At 50.1% G+C, this 17970-nt stretch carries 14 protein-coding genes; 7 read left to right on the forward strand and 7 right to left on the reverse strand.

All coding sequences use genetic code 11. The annotated features are described in order from the left end of the window. The first annotated feature begins 46 nt into the window (after positions 1 to 46). Both NDI45_RS12630 and nrdJ read left to right on the forward strand, forming a co-directional pair. Positions 47 to 544, forward strand: a complete 498-nt coding sequence (locus NDI45_RS12630) for a crossover junction endodeoxyribonuclease RuvC (RefSeq protein ID WP_348247531.1) — start codon at positions 47 to 49, stop codon at positions 542 to 544. Positions 545 to 868: 324 nt separating this feature from the next. Next, positions 869 to 3187 carry a ribonucleoside-triphosphate reductase, adenosylcobalamin-dependent gene (nrdJ, locus tag NDI45_RS12635; protein WP_190791672.1) on the forward strand — a complete coding sequence of 773 codons (2319 nt, stop codon included), beginning with the start codon at positions 869 to 871 and terminating at the stop codon, positions 3185 to 3187. Positions 3188 to 3273: 86 nt separating this feature from the next. Here nrdJ and NDI45_RS12640 read toward each other — a convergent pair whose 3' ends face one another. Further along, positions 3274 to 3474: a hypothetical protein gene (locus NDI45_RS12640; RefSeq protein WP_190791673.1), complete on the reverse strand. Its 201-nt coding sequence runs from the start codon at positions 3472 to 3474 to the stop codon at positions 3274 to 3276. Between the two features lie 625 nt (positions 3475 to 4099). Between NDI45_RS12640 and NDI45_RS12645 the strand changes: the two genes are divergently transcribed. Together NDI45_RS12645 and NDI45_RS12650 are read left to right on the forward strand one after the other, a co-directional pair. Further along, positions 4100 to 4528 carry a hypothetical protein gene (locus NDI45_RS12645; RefSeq protein ID WP_348247532.1) on the forward strand — a complete coding sequence of 143 codons (429 nt, stop codon included), beginning with the start codon at positions 4100 to 4102 and terminating at the stop codon, positions 4526 to 4528. Between the two features lie 44 nt (positions 4529 to 4572). Continuing rightward, positions 4573 to 5031, forward strand: coding sequence for a hypothetical protein (locus NDI45_RS12650; RefSeq protein ID WP_348247533.1), 459 nt, complete (start codon positions 4573 to 4575; stop codon positions 5029 to 5031). Between the two features lie 162 nt (positions 5032 to 5193). Here the strand turns inward: NDI45_RS12650 and NDI45_RS12655 are convergent, their stop codons facing one another. The 3 genes from NDI45_RS12655 to NDI45_RS12665 form a co-directional block, all read right to left on the reverse strand. Continuing rightward, entirely contained in the window at positions 5194 to 6012 is an 819-nt protein-coding gene (locus NDI45_RS12655) for a hypothetical protein (RefSeq protein WP_348247534.1), read from the reverse strand. Then, a complete protein-coding gene (locus NDI45_RS12660; protein ID WP_348247535.1) occupies positions 6009 to 6881 on the reverse strand; it encodes a DUF488 domain-containing protein in 873 nt (290 codons plus the stop codon). Before NDI45_RS12660 ends, NDI45_RS12655 begins: the two co-directional genes overlap by 4 nt. A 742-nt stretch (positions 6882 to 7623) precedes the next feature. Then, positions 7624 to 7755, reverse strand: coding sequence for a hypothetical protein (locus NDI45_RS12665; RefSeq protein ID WP_348247536.1), 132 nt, complete (start codon positions 7753 to 7755; stop codon positions 7624 to 7626). Positions 7756 to 8742: 987 nt separating this feature from the next. Here NDI45_RS12665 and NDI45_RS12670 point away from each other — a divergent pair. After that, complete coding sequence (locus NDI45_RS12670; RefSeq protein WP_348247537.1) at positions 8743 to 12729, forward strand: magnesium chelatase subunit H; 3987 nt, start codon at positions 8743 to 8745, stop codon at positions 12727 to 12729. A 192-nt stretch (positions 12730 to 12921) separates the two neighbouring features. Here the strand turns inward: NDI45_RS12670 and NDI45_RS12675 are convergent, their stop codons facing one another. Then, complete coding sequence (locus tag NDI45_RS12675; protein WP_348247538.1) at positions 12922 to 15021, reverse strand: cation:proton antiporter; 2100 nt, start codon at positions 15019 to 15021, stop codon at positions 12922 to 12924. A 399-nt stretch (positions 15022 to 15420) separates the two neighbouring features. Between NDI45_RS12675 and NDI45_RS12680 the strand changes: the two genes are divergently transcribed. Next, positions 15421 to 16044 (forward strand): helix-turn-helix domain-containing protein, encoded by a 624-nt coding sequence (locus NDI45_RS12680; RefSeq protein WP_348247539.1) that lies wholly within the window; start codon positions 15421 to 15423, stop codon positions 16042 to 16044. 53 nt (positions 16045 to 16097) lie between these two features. After that, positions 16098 to 16658 carry a PadR family transcriptional regulator gene (locus tag NDI45_RS12685; RefSeq protein WP_348247540.1) on the forward strand — a complete coding sequence of 187 codons (561 nt, stop codon included), beginning with the start codon at positions 16098 to 16100 and terminating at the stop codon, positions 16656 to 16658. Here the strand turns inward: NDI45_RS12685 and NDI45_RS12690 are convergent. Together NDI45_RS12690 and cysC are read right to left on the reverse strand one after the other, a co-directional pair. Then, positions 16655 to 17089, reverse strand: a complete 435-nt coding sequence (locus NDI45_RS12690) for a response regulator (RefSeq protein ID WP_348247541.1) — start codon at positions 17087 to 17089, stop codon at positions 16655 to 16657. The genes NDI45_RS12685 and NDI45_RS12690 overlap by 4 nt on opposite strands. A 145-nt stretch (positions 17090 to 17234) precedes the next feature. Then, positions 17235 to 17816, reverse strand: a complete 582-nt coding sequence (gene cysC, locus NDI45_RS12695) for an adenylyl-sulfate kinase (protein ID WP_190791016.1) — start codon at positions 17814 to 17816, stop codon at positions 17235 to 17237. Between the last annotated feature and the right edge of the window lie 154 nt (positions 17817 to 17970).

Here is a 17970-nt window from a genome sequence, read left to right on the forward strand (position 1 = left end):
GAGTAAATCACTCATTACCATCGTGATGAGCAGTACAATTGCTCGTATGACTATCCCACTCGATCTCAACAACTGCGTGATTCTCGGCATCGACCCTGCGATCGCGACCATTGGCTTTGGTGTGATTCGTGGCAGTGAGGCACTAGAATACGGCGTCATTAAAACCCCGGCAAAATCGCCCATGTATGATCGCCTCAGCCAGATTCACACCGATATTAAAGCTCTGTGCGACATGGTGAAGCCCGATGTTGCGGCGGTCGAGATGCCCTTTTTTGGGCGCGATAACACTAATGCGGGAAAGGTGCTGCGGGCGTTGGGCGTTATCGAACTTGCGTTAGGCGACTGGGGATTGAGCGAGATCACGTTTCTACACCAGTCCCAGGTGAAAGCTGCCGTTGCTCAGTATGGAGCCAGCAAAAACGATATTAAGCAGGCTGTGATGCACATTTTTGGCTTGCCCAAGCCGCCTTCCCCCGATGACAGTGCGGATGGATTGGCGATCGCTTATGCTGCTCAGTGTGGCGCACGGGCAAATGTGGCGTAGGCGTTTTGCAGTTTCAATCTGCAGTTTCAACCCCCGACGGCTTTTCAAACTTTCTCCGAACCCATAGTCTGTCCCTTGCGGCAGATCATCCCCCCTGGGAGAGTTGTCACAATAAAGCGGAGAAGGACTGCGATTTTTGCCCAGAATTAGCGTTTAAGCTTTCTCCAATCGGTTCTTGATCGATCGGTGTCAAATCTCTAGATCTAGAGTAGGATAGTTTTGCTTAACGCCAGACATCCCTACCCATAGGGTTTTCTTGCCGCCTGATTTCGTTTTTTAATCACCTGTCATTTACGCTTGCTGTCATCCCAACGAGGACGCACCATGGTTCAAGACCTCGAACGCAACCGCACCGTTCAACCATTCCCTGAAGCGGCTCCTGCTGCCAACCCAGTGTTTTTCCGCACCTATAGCCGTCGCGGTGAGAAAACGGCAAATCTGCGCGAATCCTGGGATGAGGTTTGCGATCGAACGCTGCGCGGCATTGTTGAACTGGGCACCCTGACTCCCGAAGAAGCCGACCTGCTGCGGCGAATGCAGCAAGAGCTAAAAAGCTTACCTTCCGGTCGCTGGCTGTGGGTGGGCGGCACGAGCTGGATTCAAAAGCCCGAAAACTTCTCCGGCGCATACAACTGCACCAGCACAAACGTCACGGATTGGCGTGCCTTTGGCTTGATGATGGATCTCGCCATGATGGGCTGCGGTACAGGCGCAATGCTGGAACCCAAATACATTTCTCTGCTGCCTGCTATCCGCAATCGCCTCACGGTAAAAATGCAGGGCGACGTTGGGATGGCTTCCGCTGAAACCCGACAAGATGAAACGACGGTTGAAATCAACGGGAATCAGGTGCTCATTCGCGTGGGCGATAGCCGTAAAGGATGGGTCGATTCCTACCAGACTTTGCTGGAACTCTCTACAGATGAACGCTTTACTGACACTGTAGAAGTCACGATCGATCTCAGCCAGGTGCGTCCCGCAGGTGAACGGCTCAAGGGCTTTGGCGGCATGGCAAACCCAATTCGTCTGCCTGCCCTTTACGATCGCTGCGCGACAATTTTGAACAAGGCGAGTGCTTCGCAGAATGGAGGGAGCGGACGAAAGCTGACTTCGGTGGAGTGCTGCTTGCTGATCGATGAAGCGGCTGCCTGTGTGGTTGCCGGAAACATTCGGCGCAGTGCAGGGATGAGACAGTTTGATGCTGATGATCAGCTCGGCGCAACTGCAAAAGACAACCTCTGGATGCAGGATGCGGAAGGGAACTGGCGCATCGACCCGGAACGTGACGTGCTGCGAATGGCAAACCACACTCGCGTCTTCCATCGCAAGCCAACCCTGGAAGAATGCACTGATGCCGTTCGTAAACAGTTCTATTCAGGAGAAGGAGCGATTCAGTTTGCGCCAGAGGCGATCGCCCGCAGCAATGCCGATTTGCTAAAAACGGCTGAATTAAAATCTGAATTCCTCCAGGCTTATGTGCAGGGTAATGGCGCTGCCTGGATTCAGCAGCAGGTTCCAGGAATTGCTGACGAGGAGATACAGCATCGACTAGGACGCTATGGGCTAAACCCCTGTGGTGAGATCCTGGGCGAAAATTTCCACTGCAACTTAGCGGAAGTCCATCTCAATCAGCTCAATCCCAACAATCTGGAAGACCAGGAAGCTGCCTTTACTGCTGCTGCCCTTTCGGTTGCTGCCCTGCTGAATCACCAGTTCCAGGAGCCGCGCTATCGCTACTCTCGATCGATCGACCCAATTGTGGGCGTTTCGTTCACCGGGCTGTTTGACTTCTTTGTGCAGGCATTTGGCGTGGAGTGGCTGCACTGGTGGGAGCAGGGTCGTCCTGATACGATGACGGGTTTGCAGTTCAAGCAGCGCGAAAAAGAATATCTGATGCGATGGAAGGAAACGGTGCAGCGCGTGGTGTGGGATTACTGCGATCGCCACAAATTGCAGCGTCCCAATCGCTGTACGACGGTTCAGCCTGCGGGAACCAAGTCGCTCCTGACGAGTGCAAGTCCGGGCTGGCATCCGCCCAAAGCGCAGCGGTTTATTCGCCGCATCACGTTCCGCAAAAACGATCCGGTCGCGCTTGCTTGTCTGGAGTACGGCTACAAGATTGTTCCCTCTCAGTCCGACAAAGACGAACAGGGACGGCTGCTAGACGATGCTTTTGATCCGCGCTGTACCGAGTGGCTGGTCGAGATTCCGGTCGAAGTGCCCTGGGCAAATATTCCAGGAGCCGATCGCGTCGAGATCTCTAAGTTCAACGCATTGGCGCAGATGGATTTTTATATGCAGGTGCAGCGGCACTACACGACGCACAACACGTCTGCAACGATCGAACTCCGCGAAGCCGAAGTTGAGCTACTGGCACAGCGAATCTACGACGCAATCCAGAACAACGAAGGCTATATCTCTGCTGCACTGCTGGCACGGTTCGATGATCACCAGACCTTCCCGCGTCTGCCCTTTGAGCCGATTACAAAAGAAGAGTACGATCGCCTCAGCCGTGAAGTGGTCGAACGTCGTCAAACTGATGACTTCCACTATGCCCTCAGCCGCTACGATTCGGGAGAACTGAGCGAAGCGGGTCCGGCAGGCTGTGACAGCGACAAATGTATGCTGCCTGAGTCAAAGTAGAGCTGTAACGCTTCAGGCGATCGACAAATTTGTTTGAGCCTTCGATCAGGGGTGGAATTGTTCCACTCCTGATTTTTTTGCCTCGCTTATTGCTCCAGCACACTCATAAACTTCCCTGGCGCAAACGGAGCCGGAATAATGGGCGTGAATTGAACGCGATCGGTTGCAATCCGCTTTACATAGAACTCGTTAATCCGGTGATTCACCCATTCTCGTGAACCAATGATCCAAATTTGCCCTTTCTCGCCATCGGAAAACGGCAGCAGTTCACTGAACTCTGTAGACATGATATTTTTGCCTCGCTAAGCGTTGATTTGTAGAGAAGAAAAGCCTAAGGCGTGGTTTTCCCAACCACTCATTTCGCATTAGCAAGGCGATCGATCGTAAGATCATCACAGCCTAGCCTCCTGCTCATCTCAGGAAGTTAGGTTAGCTGGTTAGTGGTGCTCGTAACACTCCTAATCAGCGTCCTCACCTTAAGCTTTGTCTACTGGTACTCAATAACCAGTGTTGATCAGCATAAGGGAAGGATTCGCTGCATGCAAGCGTAGTGGGAAGTTTCTTCGGTGCGGGAGGCATAGTGTTTGAGTCGGATTGCATCTCACACTTGATCCAGAAGCTTTTTAGGAGGTTGCTGCATGAGAAGAGCCAGTAAGGATGATACACCCTGCGGCAAATGATACTAATATGTACAGATACTACACCTGAAAATATACGGAAGAATTCTTCCTATCCAGCCAAAATCGCCCAATATACAGAAAATTTCTATCGATCTACCTGATTAGAATGATCTATAGAAGGATTCAGTCTATCCTTCGAAACCAGATGGATAGGCTGAAAGATTCGGTCTATGAATAGTTAGCCTTCACATCCTGATTTTAATGAAGTATTTTTTCCCTAAATTTCTGTAATATGATTAAGCTCTGGCATGTTATCGCTGCAAAGATTTTTATAACCTTGTTACTTTGGTGCTTGCCTTTACTTTTTGCTCCGAAGACTTTTTTTGATTGGGTGGGAATTCCTTTTTGTGAACCTGGAATATTTAACCGCTTATTAGGTAGTGCCTACGCTGCGCTTGTCGTGGCATATTGGTATGGGCTAGTAGAGGCTAGAAATGGTGGCTCTGCTATAGCAACAGTTCAGATGGGATTTGTTAGTAATGGTGTTGCTGCAATAATTCTAGGAGTATTTGGCTTCAAGGGAAGTTGGTCAAATTGGTCTACTTTGGCACAGGTCTATATGTGGCTGTTATTTTCAGCAACAGTCCTCATCACATTAGGTTTTATTATAACTGGATTAATTCCAACGAAAAACTCGGCATCAGGAATGGGTAATATCTAAACAAACATAGATGCGTTTTGGATTAGTTTTTGGATTAGTTTACTGTGAATAGACCTGACCTAGAAAATTCCTGGGCTAAAAAATCAGAAAATTTAGAAGAAGACAATCTGCTATGGAGGCAGTACAACGTTTTTACTGACTTATTCAAGTTTTATGTAAACACAACGTGGCAAGTGATAACTTGGTTTTACGCAATTACAGGTGCAATCCTTGTGTATTACTTTGATCACGCACCAAAGAATCCTCATCTCAGATACGCTCTCCTGCTGCCTGCCGTTTTGAGTTTCGGATTTTCTCAAATTTTTAAAGTCGGAGCGCGTCAAAATAAGGATTTAGCTGATTGGCTTGACTATATTCGTTCACAACTAAATCTTCCAGGAAGACCCCATGTTGAGATTCTTCATCTGTTCTTAGAGCAAAGTAGCAAGCTATTTTTAGTGGTTACAATCGGTCTTATAATTGCATTTGTTTCGAGTTTCTTTAACCTTTTTGCGGCAGGCTAACCATTGCATGTACCGGACGAATTAAAAACCTCTGTCTTCGCTTTAATACTTACTTGCCGCCGGTGATGCTAGCCGTTGGGCTGCTTAAGTTCCCGGTTGAGACACCCCTCAGGAAACGTTGGTGCAGAGTTAAAATTTTAAGGTAATTCAATTTCCCATTCTTTAGAACAAAGTTCCTTGAATTACATCAGGCTGAGGAGTTTTTGGTTTAGGTGGCCAAAAGACACCGAGTACAACCCATGTGTTATACGGAAACACTGTACCCATGAAGAAACGGGTATCTTTAGTTTCGTTACATAGTTCATCAAGGAATTTGCGACGAACGCTCAAAGCTGCTTGCTCTTCATCACCTAAACGAGCCACTTCATTTAGCCAAAGTACCCCTAGTTCCCAGTCCTCAATCATAGCGTTATGAGGTCTGCTGCTATCGTTGCATTCGAAGACGTAACTAAACTTGTAGGGTATCTTGCGAAGAGGCTTCTGAACAGGTCCAAAAAGAGTCAATTGATCAAACAGTGACTGCCATTCTGGTTTCCATTCGGGATCAGCGGATTCTATCTTCAAATCAAGTACTTTTGTAGGCTGAACAATACCAAGCGATACGCGCTCGGATTCATGCAACTCTCGTAATTGCTTTACTGTGTAAACTGGAACTGGATCAATAATCTGACGACGTTCTCTCCATCCGTTTTTCGTGGAAAGTGGTTCTCCTAAAACGCGGAGCGTATCTAAAATTGGTTTTCTGCTTTCCTTCCTTCGATCATTACCAGCTCCATATGGGAATAAATCAACTTCTATCCATTGATATTTTCGGAATTGTTGGTTTCTTGGTCTATATCGGTAATCGATTGGATAAAGCCTTACCCACTCACCCTGCTCAGTTATACCAGCCGTACAAACAAGCTCTTGATAACCCCTAGATGGATGTGGGTAGGTCATTACATTTATAAAAACTTTGGTTCTGATTGCTTGGTTACTCATGTTGAATATCCCAAGTGTTTAATTGACATATCAATTGAAATTGCCAAATGTTGAGCTAAAACATTACGATGACAGCAATTTGGATTGGCTTCCATACAAACTAAGACGCTAGGCTCCGATTGCAACATCCTAATTACATTAGCTAGATCCTTTTCACAGGAAGAAAGATTCAAACGGTAATTCTCAAACAACGTTATGTATTGATTCTCAGAACCTATACATTCACGTTCTGAACCCGGTATTCCCAAGCCAGGAAAGTGTTGATAGTCTATATTGAGGGAACTACATAAGCGAGACAGAGTACTCTTATGGAAGCCATACCGACGCGAGATAGGATTGTGTCGCACGTCAATTAACCGAGATATGCCGGACTCCATAAGGAGGTTCAGGAACTCATCAACGGTTTTCCCTTCATAGCCAGCAGTATAAATACATCTCTTTGCAACTGGGCGTTTTTCTTTTCTTCTACCGGGAAGCTCACTATTGATCGTGAACCAAGAGTATTTGTCATAAATTAAATTTATTAACTTCTGCCCAGATAGCTTTCCGTAGGTTGCAATAATTTGACAAATATCTTTACTAACATCACTAGGCAATGTCACATCTAGGCTTTCTCCTAAAGGAGTAAGTCTCCAACGATTATCAGTCCCTTTTTCTAAGAAACCATTGCGAATGAGTGAATCAGTTTCCTGATTGAGAGTAAAAGAATAGGGACCGTATCGATATGGAATAAATTGATAAAATGTTTTGCCTCCATGAGACGGTGTTTCACAAGACAACAAAAAAGCCCACTTCATCATTTGCACACTAGAGGCTGTCCCCCCAATTTGCTGAAGTATCATCAGTAAAGCTTTTTGCCGATTTAGCACCTTATCAATCTCGGGTTAGTTCATTTATACTATATTGTCTCACAAGATGGCTTGAGAGTTAACCTGGTATTAAGATAGCTGTCTATTCTACCTCACGAGCTTTTCAACCGGCATTCCGCAGATTGAGATTGATAAAGAATGGAATACTAGAAAGTACTTCCATGCAAGGCTTTCGGAAGCTGCGCTTGTCTTAACCAATTCTCACTCATGAGACGCGTTGACTTAATCGCTATTAGTAATCATTATCTATACCCCTTGCTTAGCAAGGCATCTAGAGATCAACTTCTGAAAATAATCCTGTCTCACCTGCGGAAACTGGGTTTTAGTGTTGAAACTGGCGGTGAAGATTCTGGAAAGCTTCTAATTTCTCTAGATTTGTGCCGGCAGTAGTCCAACACTTCGTTAGTGCGGACGGTACAGAGGTTATTGATGAGTATTCAAGCTTGTCTGCCGCCGCACAACTGCACCGTTAGCTGAACGTTGGCGAAAAAGATTGAGGTCTTGATCGCCTATTTCAACAACCTGGCATGAATTTGAGTAGAGCTATAATTTAAGCCAAACGATTTCAAGCAAGGATTATGACCACAGTAGCGATCGTCCCAATCTTTGGTGTAAACGGTGAGAAATCCTATTAGGCGATTGGAGGTGAATGAGAGTTGTTATCGACACAAACATTCTCATCACTGCTGTTTTGCGCGATCGACCCAATGATGTAATAGAACTATTTTGCTCTGACGCTGTTCTATGAATCTTTCTCCTGCTCTACAAGAGGCGATCGCAATCCATTCACAATGTCACGGCTTGCATTCTCTTTGCATTGGGCCACAATCTTAATGTAAGCAGTCGCAATCGTAATGTATCGAGCTGCAACCATAATGTAAGCCCTGACAGAATCAGTGGAAACTGATGCATCCCTTATCTAGGAAATGAACACGGCAGCGATCGTCCCAATCTCCGAATCGTGAAAAATCCTATCGGGCGATCGCAGAGGCGAATGAGAGGTGTCATTGACACAAACGTTCTTGTTTCTGCTGTTTTGCGCGATCGAGATCCAGAACTGACAATTCAGTTCATTGTTAACAGCGTGAGTTTGAGTGGGTCGTCTCGCAGGAAATCCTGGTCGAGTATAAGGAAGTATTGAGCAAGCGCAAATTTCGATTAACGCAAAAAACAAGAGATCAGCCCTTTGAGCTACTGGATGCCTTTCCAAACTGCGTGGATGTTAATTTATCCATTGATTTCCCTACAAGATCCCAAACACGCCAAGTTTTTAGCCTGTGCGATCAGCCTCAGATGCAGACTTCCTAATTACAGGCTAAATACAGGCGATACAGACCTCGCTGAGGGACAGAACTGAGTAGAGGCAGCGATCGTCATGGTAGCCATGTTCAAAAGCGTTTTCTACGACGCATAGGGCTAAGGTTGTCCCCCGCCCTTAATTCCGAAAAAACTAACTCTTCTCAAAGTCCCCCAAAATTGGGGGATTTAGGGGGCGATGCAAAACATTCGCAAAGATTCAACCATCCTCTCCCCTTTCTATAAATTCCCTTAATCAGAACAATCCCAAAATATTGATTAAGTTGAATTTATATTCAATGAGCATTCACTCACGATTTTGTAACGGAGTGTAAAGAAATCGCACAGTTTTTTTATCAATTTGTGTCACTTAAGCGCCCGATCGCCCTTTTGGTAAGGCTTTTCATGGTACAAACACCTATGTACCTCAAACTGTCGGCGGTTCGTCTCATCATCTAGCCTTGGACTGAACTGCTATCTTCCTGTAGGCGTTTATTGCGTTCCGCAGTTGCAGCCCGACCCCGACAGCCCGTGCCTCAGCCTAGAATCCAAGGAGCCTAACCGCATGTTCACCCACGTCAAGCCCGCGATCAGGCATATCGCGCCCGACAACCTCAATGGGCGATCGCTGATCAAAGTGGTCTATGTCGTGCTAGAGCCGCAGTACCAGAGTGCCCTCTCGGCGGCTGTCCGATCGATCAACGCGAACAATCCTAATCTGGCGATCGAAATTAGCGGCTATTTGTTAGAAGAACTTCGCAGCCCTGAAAACTACGAAGCCCTTCAGAAGGATGTTTCAGAAGCCAATGTCTTTATCGCCTCGCTGATCTTTATTGAAGAACTGGCAGAAAAAGTTGTTGCTGCGGTCGAACCCCACCGCGATCGCTTAGATGTGGCAGTGGTCTTTCCCTCAATGCCGCAGGTGATGCGCCTGAACAAGATGGGGACTTTCTCAATGGCGCAGTTGGGTCAGTCGAAGAGTGCGATCGCCCAGTTCATGCGGAAGCGCAAAGAGCAGTCGGGCAGCAGCTTCCAGGACGCAATGCTAAAGCTCCTCAATACGCTGCCGAAGGTGCTGAAATACCTGCCGATGGACAAGGCGCAGGATGCCCGGAACTTTATGCTCAGCTTCCAGTACTGGCTGGGCGGCTCCTCTGAGAACCTGGAAAACTTTTTGCTGATGCTGGCGGATAAGTACGTCAAACCCTCTGGCAATCCGTCTGGGAAGGCGATCGTCTATCGGGATCCCGTCACCTATCCCGACATGGGCATCTGGCATCCCCTCGCGCCCCAGATGTACGAAGACCTGAAGGAGTACCTGAACTGGTACAGCACCCGTCAGGATGTCCCCGAAGATGTGAAAGATCCCCTGGCTCCCTGCGTCGGTCTGGTGCTTCAGCGAACTCACCTGGTGACAGGTGATGACGCGCACTATGTGGCAATGGTGCAGGAATTGGAATGCATGGGTGCAAAAGTCGTGCCCGTCTTTGCAGGCGGTCTGGATTTCTCGAAGCCCGTCGATGCCTACTTCTATGACCCGATCAAGAAAGACCAGGCCTTGGTAGACGTGGTGATTTCCCTCACCGGATTTGCGCTGGTGGGCGGTCCCGCTCGTCAGGATCACCCGAAGGCGATCGACTCCCTCAAGCGATTGAACCGTCCCTATATGGTGGCGTTGCCGCTGGTGTTCCAGACGACCGAAGAATGGCAGGACAGCGATCTGGGTCTGCACCCGATTCAGGTGGCGTTGCAGATTGCGATCCCCGAATTGGATGGGGCGATCGAACCGATCATTCTCTCTGGGCGAGATGGCGCAACAGGCAAGGCGATCGCGCTGCAAGACCGGATCGAGGCAATCACGCAGCGGGCAATGAAGTGGGCAAACCTGCGCCGTAAGCCGAAGCTGCACAAGAAAGTAGCGATCACGGTGTTCAGCTTCCCGCCGGATAAGGGCAACGTGGGTACAGCGGCTTACCTGGATGTGTTCGGCTCCATTTACGAAGTGCTAAAAGCTCTGCGCGACAACGGCTACGACGTGCAGGACGTGCCCGAGTCAGCAGAAGCTCTGATGCAGGAAGTGATCCACGATGCTCAGGCGCAGTACACCAGCCCAGAGCTGAATATCGCCTACCGGATGTCGGTTCCTGAATACGAGGCATTAACCCCCTACTCACAGCGACTTGAAGAAAACTGGGGTGCGCCTCCCGGACATCTGAATACCGACGGCGAAAATCTGCTGGTATTTGGTAAGCACTTCGGCAACGTCTTTATTGGCATTCAGCCCACCTTTGGCTACGAAGGCGACCCGATGCGGCTTTTGTTCTCGCGATCGGCAAGTCCTCACCACGGTTTCGCGGCATACTACACTTACCTGGAGCGGGTTTGGCAGGCAGATGCCGTGCTGCACTTTGGAACCCACGGTTCGCTGGAGTTTATGCCTGGTAAGCAAATGGGGATGTCGAATGAGTGCTATCCCGATTCGCTGATTGGCACAATTCCCAACCTCTACTACTACGCAGCAAATAACCCGTCCGAAGCGACGATCGCCAAGCGTCGAGGCTATGCCGAAACGATCAGCTACCTCACCCCGCCTGCCGAAAACGCCGGACTCTACAAAGGGTTGAAGGAACTGAGCGAACTGATCGCGTCTTATCAAACCTCGAAGGAGAGCGGACGGGCGATTCCGATCGTGAATGCGATTATCGAGAAGTGCCGCCAGGTCAACCTCGATAAGGACATCACTCTGCCTGAAAATGACGCTTCTGAACTGAGTCTGGACGATCGCGATTCGCTAATCGGCAAGGTCTACATCAAACTGATGGAAATCGAGTCGCGCCTGCTGCCCTGTGGTCTGCATGTGGTGGGTAAACCGCCGTCTGCCGAAGAAGCCGTCGCAACTCTGGTGAATATCGCCGGACTCGATCGCCCCGAAGAAAGCATCAAGAGCCTTCAGCGCATTATTGCCGAAAGCATCGGACGCGAGATGGACGAGATTTACCGAAACTCCGATCGGGGTGTGCTGGTGGATGTGGAGCTGCTGTTCAACATCAATCAGGCGGTGCGATCGGCAGTCGCAGCCATGGTGAAAGAACAAACCGATGCCGAAGGGCGCGTCTCCAAAGTCACCAAGCTCAATTTCTTCAACATCGGACGCAAGGAACCCTGGATTGAATCGCTGACCCAATCGGGCTATCCGAAGGTCAATGCCGACGATATCAAGCCCCTGTTCGAGTATCTGGAGTTTTGTCTGAAGCAGGTGATTGCGGATAACGAGCTGGGCGCACTGCTCAAAGGTCTGGAAGGCGAATACATTCTGCCTGGTCCTGGCGGCGACCCGATTCGGAACCCGGATGTGCTGCCCACAGGTAAGAACATCCACGCGCTGGATCCCCAATCCATCCCGACGACCGCAGCCGTTCAGGGCGCGCAAATTGTGGTTGAAAGACTGCTCGATCGCCAAAAGGCTGAAAACGGCGGTGCGTACCCGGAAACGATTTCCTTCGTCCTCTGGGGGACAGACAACATCAAGACCTACGGCGAATCCCTAGCGCAGGTAATGATGCTCGTCGGCGTGCGTCCGGTCCCCGATGCGCTGGGCCGCGTGAACAAGCTGGAAATGATTCCCTTAGAAGAACTGGGTCGCCCCCGGATCGATGTGGTGGTGAACTGCTCTGGTGTGTTCCGCGATCTGTTTATTAACCAGATGAATCTGCTCGATCGCGCCATCAAAATGGCAGCGGAAGCCGATGAGCCTGTGGAAATGAACTTTGTTCGCAAACACGCGATCAAGCAAGCAGAAGACATGGGCATCAACCTGCGTCAGGCAGCCAGCCGCGTCTTCTCGAATGCTTCTGGCTCCTATTCGTCGAACATCAACCTGGCGGTGGAAAACAGCACCTGGGAAAACGAGGCAGAGCTACAAAATATGTACCTGTCGCGCAAATCCTTTGCCTTCAACTCGGACAATCCGGGCATGATGGATCAAAACCAGGATTTGTTCACCTCTGCCCTGAAGACGGTAGACGTGACGTTCCAGAATCTCGACTCCTCGGAGATTTCGCTGACGGACGTATCCCACTACTTCGACTCTGACCCGACAAAGCTGGTGGAAACGCTGCGGAAGGACGGCAAAAAGCCTACTGCCTACATCGCAGACACGACGACGGCAAATGCCCAGGTGCGTACTCTCTCGGAAACCGTTCGTCTCGATGCTCGTACCAAACTCTTGAATCCCAAGTGGTATGAGGGAATGCTGTCCCACGGCTACGAAGGAGTCCGCGAACTCTCGAAGCGATTGGTGAACACAATGGGCTGGTCTGCGACCGCAGGGGCAGTAGACAACTGGATCTATGAAGACACCAACACCACGTTCATCAAAGACGAGGAGATGCGGAATCGCCTGATGAACCTCAACCCCCACTCGTTCCGCAAGGTCGTCACAACCCTGCTGGAAGTGAACGGGCGCGGCTACTGGGAAACCTCCGAGGAAAACCTGGATCTGCTGCGGGAGCTGTATCAAGAAGTGGAAGACCGGATCGAAGGCGTGGAATAACTGCAATTGCAAGATCACCCGCCTGGGTGATCCACTCTAACGAGGTAGAACGTCGATCGACCCCCGTATCTTAAGGAAAGATAAGTGACGTTCATGGAATTGACCCAGCAGGGGGCTGCTGGGTTTTTTATTGAAACTTTTAGGCTGGATTGCCTCGATTAGTTGCCTCGTTAATTGCCTCGACTGGTTGCCTCAGGTGATTGACCCGCCTACTTCTTGAACCGGTCGCGCCCGCCGCATCATCATCAGTCCTTTGTGGCCATGGGGTTCGCCAATCATCACAACAGAGCAGGGGATGTGTCGCAGGGCGCGATTGGTAATATCGCTCAGAATCAGTTCGCCTGCCGCCCGATCGCGTCGTCGTGAATTTCGCATCACCACCAGATCGTGAGCGCGTGAAGCTTCGATGATCGCCCCCGCAATATCGCCCGATCGCACAATCTGAATATTGGGATAGACAAAGGGCACATATTTAGCAACGAGCATCCTGAGCTGAGATTCGATCCAGGCTTCGCGCTCTGGTGGACTGTAGCGATCGCAAACATGCAGCAAGGTAATGCTTGCATTGTTGGCATCTTCCAGAATGTCAGCAAACAGCAGAAGCTGGATGGACTCACGAGTAGGATTGTCGATCGGAACCAGAATTCGCCGGAAATTCGAGGGCGAATCGAGCAGGCGCATAATCGCCACCGGACAGTGAGATGCCCATAAAACGCGATCGATCACGTTACCAAATAGTCGGGCGCGGATGCCCTGCGTTCTGCCCCAGCCCATCGCGATCAGATTGGCGTTTTGTTCTCGGCTGGCACGGCTAATGCCCTGAGCGGTGTCATCGTCAATTCTTAAAACGGGCGTTGCGTTTGCACCCAGGCTTTGACAAGTTTCGGTTGCCTGCCGCAAAAATGCTTCGCCTTGCTGAATGTCAGAGTCAACTTGGGGCGAATCCATATGGACATGACCTGACGCGATCGACAAAGGCACAATTCTGCCTGCCTCATGCCGTGCGAAAAGAGCCGCCATTTCCAGCAAGTTACGCTGCGTTTGGGGGTTGTAAATCGGCACAACGATCGTTAATGGGCGATGCGCTTCTGGGGCGTCGCTGAAAGAGTCGATCGCCAAAGCTTCGGGTAGGTTAGTGCTGGGGGTTAAGCCACTGGCTGCACGGGCAGTAATAATCGGTCCCAGCGTTGCCGTCACCACAAACATGACAATGACGGTATTTAGCACATCTTCGCTGATAATGTTTGCCCGAAAGCCTACAAACGCTGCTGCCAGAGTAGCCGCAACTTGAGGAAGCGACAGCGACCACATGGTAATCATTTCTCGCCAGCCGTAGCCAAAGAGAAACTTAGTACCGAGTGCTGCCAAAAACTTACTGCCGATCAAGCCCAGGACGATCGCCAGCGTCAGTTCGATATTGCCCAGGCTGCGGATAAAACCGGGAATGTTAATAATCAGCCCCGTATTGACAAAAAAGATGGGAATAAACAGCACACTTCCCACAAACAGGATCTTTTCCTTGACTGAACCTTCTCCCACCGCAGTGTTGACTGCCAGCCCGGCTAAAAACGCACCGACAATTTTTTCAATGCCAATGAGTTCTGCACTGATCGACGCAATGAACACCACCAGCAGCACAAACAAAAACTGATTGCCCTCTGCATCGCCCGATCGCCGAAAAAACTCCTTGCCCAACCAGTTAAAGCCAAACAGAATAACCGCAGAATAGATCAGCAGCGATAGCAGCAAGCTCGCCAGACTAAAAACGCTGAAATCTCCTTTATTGATGCCTACACAAATCGCCAGCACCAGCAGCGCACCAATGTCCGTAAAAATGGTTGCGCCGATCGTCACCGTCACGGCTTCATTGTTCACTAAACCCAGGCGACTCACGATCGGATACGCCAGCAGCGTATGAGATGCCAGCAGCGATCCAATCAGCACCGAGGAATTCCAGCCAAAGCCAAACACTCGCCCGACCGCAATTCCCGTAAGCAGGGGAAACAGAAACGTCAAAAACCCAAACCCCGCCGATCGATGCTTGGTTGCACGAAACTGTTCCAGGTCAATTTCTAACCCGGCAACAAACAGCAGGTACACCAAGCCGATATCCGACAGCAAGTGCATTGTTTCCGACTCATTGCTGAGCAGCCGCAGCGCATTTGGACCTAAAATCACGCCCGCAATGAGCAGTCCGAGCAGTCCGGGTAGCCGAATCCGCTCAAATGCGATCGGCACAATGAGAATGACTGCCAGCAGCAGAGCAAAGGAAACAATCGGTTCGAGTTGCATAGTTCCTGAAAAAAACTGCGAAGGCAAAGCAGAACAGGCACTCAGCCTACCTCGATCGCCAAAGCAGAGAATCCATCAATGGAAAGAGCAGCCGTTTCGAGAGCAGACTCAGGGAAGGATTGTGGGAGAACCAGGGCAGGGGGAGTACTTTAGTAATTGTTATTCGTCATTGGTCATTCGTGACCCTGATGAATCATGATCCATTACCAGTTGCCAATCACCACGAACGGCTAATCACGATCGCCTTCAACATTTGCCCTAACCTTTATTGTTTTCCTTCACTTAACAAACTCCCCCCTTCCTAACCTTCTGTAAAGTTTTACGGATTGATTAATCCCTTCGATCGCAAATCTCGCTAGTATCGCCATATCCCTTCTCATAACCGGATGCCGATCGACTATGCGCTTCTCACGTCCCTCTGTTCCGCCTGAAGTGGAAACGCAAACCCGAATCCTGGAGGCAGCCAAAAAGCTGTTTGCTCGGCGGGGCTATGACGGGACGACGACGCGAGATCTGGCGCAAGCTGCGGGCGTGGCAGAAGGCACAATTTTTCGTCACTTCGAAAGTAAGAAGGCGATTCTGATCGAAGTCGCAACGCAAGGCTGGGTGGAACTGCTCACCGATCTGCTGACGGAGCTGAGCGAAATGGGCAGCTATAAAGCGATCGCTCAAGTGATGAAAAAGCGAATGCTCAACCTGCACAAAAACGCTGACCTGCTGCGAGTCTGCTTTCTAGAAGCGCAATTTCACCCCGATTTGCGCCAGCAGATTCAAACCGATGTGATTGTCAAAATGACTGACGTGGCAGAAGCCTTCTTTCAAACCGCCATGGATCAGGGAATTTATCGCCGTATGAATCCGCGTGTTGTGGCTCAGGTGTTTCTAGGAATGTTTACGATCGCCGGATTTAGCCAGGATTCGATTATTCCCGATGGCGCATCGCCGCAGGCATTTATCGAAATGGCAGAAGGGATGGCAGATATTTTCCTGAATGGCGTTCTCACCCCAGACCCTGCTCACTAACTGCCGCCTGCTCATCCGTTGCCTGTGGTGGGTCGCCGTCCTAACAAGAATCAATGTCTATCGCGCACATCATTCTCGGTCTGCTTCAGCAGCAGCAAAGGACGGGCTACGACCTGAAAACAGGCTGTTTTGACGACTGCATCGCTCATGTCTGGCAGGCAGACCAGTCGCAGATTTACCGCACACTCGAAAAACTGGAGGCCCAGGGCTGGGTAGACTGCACCGTCGAGATTCAGCACGATCGCCCCAATCGCAAGGTTTACCAAATCACCCAGGCAGGCAAAGCCGAACTGAATCAGTGGCTTCAGACTCACCAATCCTTGCCGATCGTGCGGGAACCGTTGCTCATGCAGCTTTACCTCGCCTCAGACCTATCGAATGAAGCAATCGTTGCCCTACTCGAACAAGAGCAAACTGCCCATCAAATGCGGCTGGCAAAGTGTGAAGCCGTGCAGCGCGATGTTCCTCTTGCTCAGGAAATGCCCTCACTCCAGCTGCCTGCCCGCCGCGAAAAGGTGATTCATCAGCTCGTGCTGGAACTGCTCCGCCGTAAAGAGCAAACCTATCTGGACTGGCTCCAGGAAGCGATCGAGCAAATTCGCGCCTGTTCCTAAGCCGATTCCTGCCTGCTCAAAACCTGCCCAATCGCCTGAATCAGAGCCTCAGGATCAAAAGGCTTTGCCAGGTGGCACTGGTATCCGGCGGCAAGGGCTTCCTGCCGTTTGTTAGCAGAGGTGTAGGCAGTCAGGACAATTCCGGGAAGGGCATGGTTCTGAAGTTCCGAACGGCTGCGAATCTCCTGCATTAGCCGATAGCCGTCCATTTCCTGCATTCTGATGTTGCTAATCAGCAGATCAAATTGGCTTTCTGATTCGTCTGCGGCAAGTGCCTGCAAAGCTGCCTCGGCAGAAGTGACCGTCTTAACGATCGCCCCTTCATGCTCCAGCACAAACCGGACAAACTGAAGCGTCGGCACTTCATCATCCACTGCCAAGACGCGAACTCCTGCTAGATCAAAGGCAGTCTGCGGCGTTGATTCAGCCAATGGAACGATCGCTGGCTGGAGCCCGGCAACCGTGGCATAAGTCGCTGCAAGGACGGAAACGGGATGTGCCCTCGCTTACCCTGAACTTTCACCCCGCTTCCGCACCTGCTTGTAGCATCGAATAAAACGCGCCTCAGCTCAGACCCTACGCGACGCTGCGCTGTGCCGAATTAGGCTCCATTCTGATCGGTGCTTCAGGATGAAGGTAGGACTTGATCTGAGCCATTACTTTGTTAACGCTCTCTTCCACCATTTCCAGGTGCGTCTGGCAGTTAACTTCTGGATTGAGCGGCGGCTCGTAAGGATCATCGATTCCGGTAAAATTCTTGATTTCGCCTGCTCTTGCCCGCTTATAGAGTCCTTTTACGTCACGCTGTTCGCACACTTCGATCGGCGTGCTGACGTAGACTTCCATAAAGTCACCAATTTTCTCTCGCACTTCATTCCGAATTTCACGGTAAGGCGAAATCGCGGAGACCAAAACAATGACCCCATTCCGGGTCAGCAGATTCGCCACAAAGCCAATCCGGCGAATGTTCTCATCCCGATCGGCTTTACTGAAGCCCAACCCTTTTGTCAAATTTTCACGGACGACATCGCCATCCAGCACCTCTAGCTTGTAGCCTTGTGCCCGCAATTCTTTTTCAACTGCCTGGCAAATGGTGGTTTTACCTGCTCCACTCAACCCGGTGAACCAGACTGTTAATCCGCGCTTTTCGACTTTCATTGAACCTCCAGACGATAGTGACTTGAAACATTTATATAGCGGACAGTCGTTTTGTGAAAGCGGTGCTTCCTCATTGCCAGCCAGACTTTTATCGCTGACGTTACTCAAGCATGAATTCCTGAACGGAATGTAGCAAACTCAGAGAAAAAAGATT

The organism is Leptolyngbya sp. GB1-A1 (assembly GCF_039962475.1).
Classification (GTDB): Bacteria; Cyanobacteriota; Cyanobacteriia; order Elainellales; family Elainellaceae; genus Leptolyngbya_A.

Bases quoted from the DNA above. Each gene is read 5' to 3' on its own strand.
- NDI45_RS12630 (WP_348247531.1), top strand. From the start codon at position 47: ATGACTATCCCACTCGATCTCAACAACTGCGTGATTCTCGGCATCGAC.
- nrdJ (WP_190791672.1), top strand. From the start codon at position 869: ATGGTTCAAGACCTCGAACGCAACCGCACCGTTCAACCATTCCCTGAA.
- NDI45_RS12640 (WP_190791673.1), bottom strand. From the start codon at position 3,474: ATGTCTACAGAGTTCAGTGAACTGCTGCCGTTTTCCGATGGCGAGAAA.
- NDI45_RS12645 (WP_348247532.1), top strand. From the start codon at position 4,100: ATGATTAAGCTCTGGCATGTTATCGCTGCAAAGATTTTTATAACCTTG.
- NDI45_RS12655 (WP_348247534.1), bottom strand. From the start codon at position 6,012: ATGAGTAACCAAGCAATCAGAACCAAAGTTTTTATAAATGTAATGACC.
- NDI45_RS12665 (WP_348247536.1), bottom strand. From the start codon at position 7,755: ATGGTTGCAGCTCGATACATTACGATTGCGACTGCTTACATTAAGATT.
- NDI45_RS12670 (WP_348247537.1), top strand. From the start codon at position 8,743: ATGTTCACCCACGTCAAGCCCGCGATCAGGCATATCGCGCCCGACAAC.
- NDI45_RS12675 (WP_348247538.1), bottom strand. From the start codon at position 15,021: ATGCAACTCGAACCGATTGTTTCCTTTGCTCTGCTGCTGGCAGTCATT.
- NDI45_RS12680 (WP_348247539.1), top strand. From the start codon at position 15,421: ATGCGCTTCTCACGTCCCTCTGTTCCGCCTGAAGTGGAAACGCAAACC.
- NDI45_RS12685 (WP_348247540.1), top strand. From the start codon at position 16,098: ATGTCTATCGCGCACATCATTCTCGGTCTGCTTCAGCAGCAGCAAAGG.
- cysC (WP_190791016.1), bottom strand. From the start codon at position 17,816: ATGAAAGTCGAAAAGCGCGGATTAACAGTCTGGTTCACCGGGTTGAGT.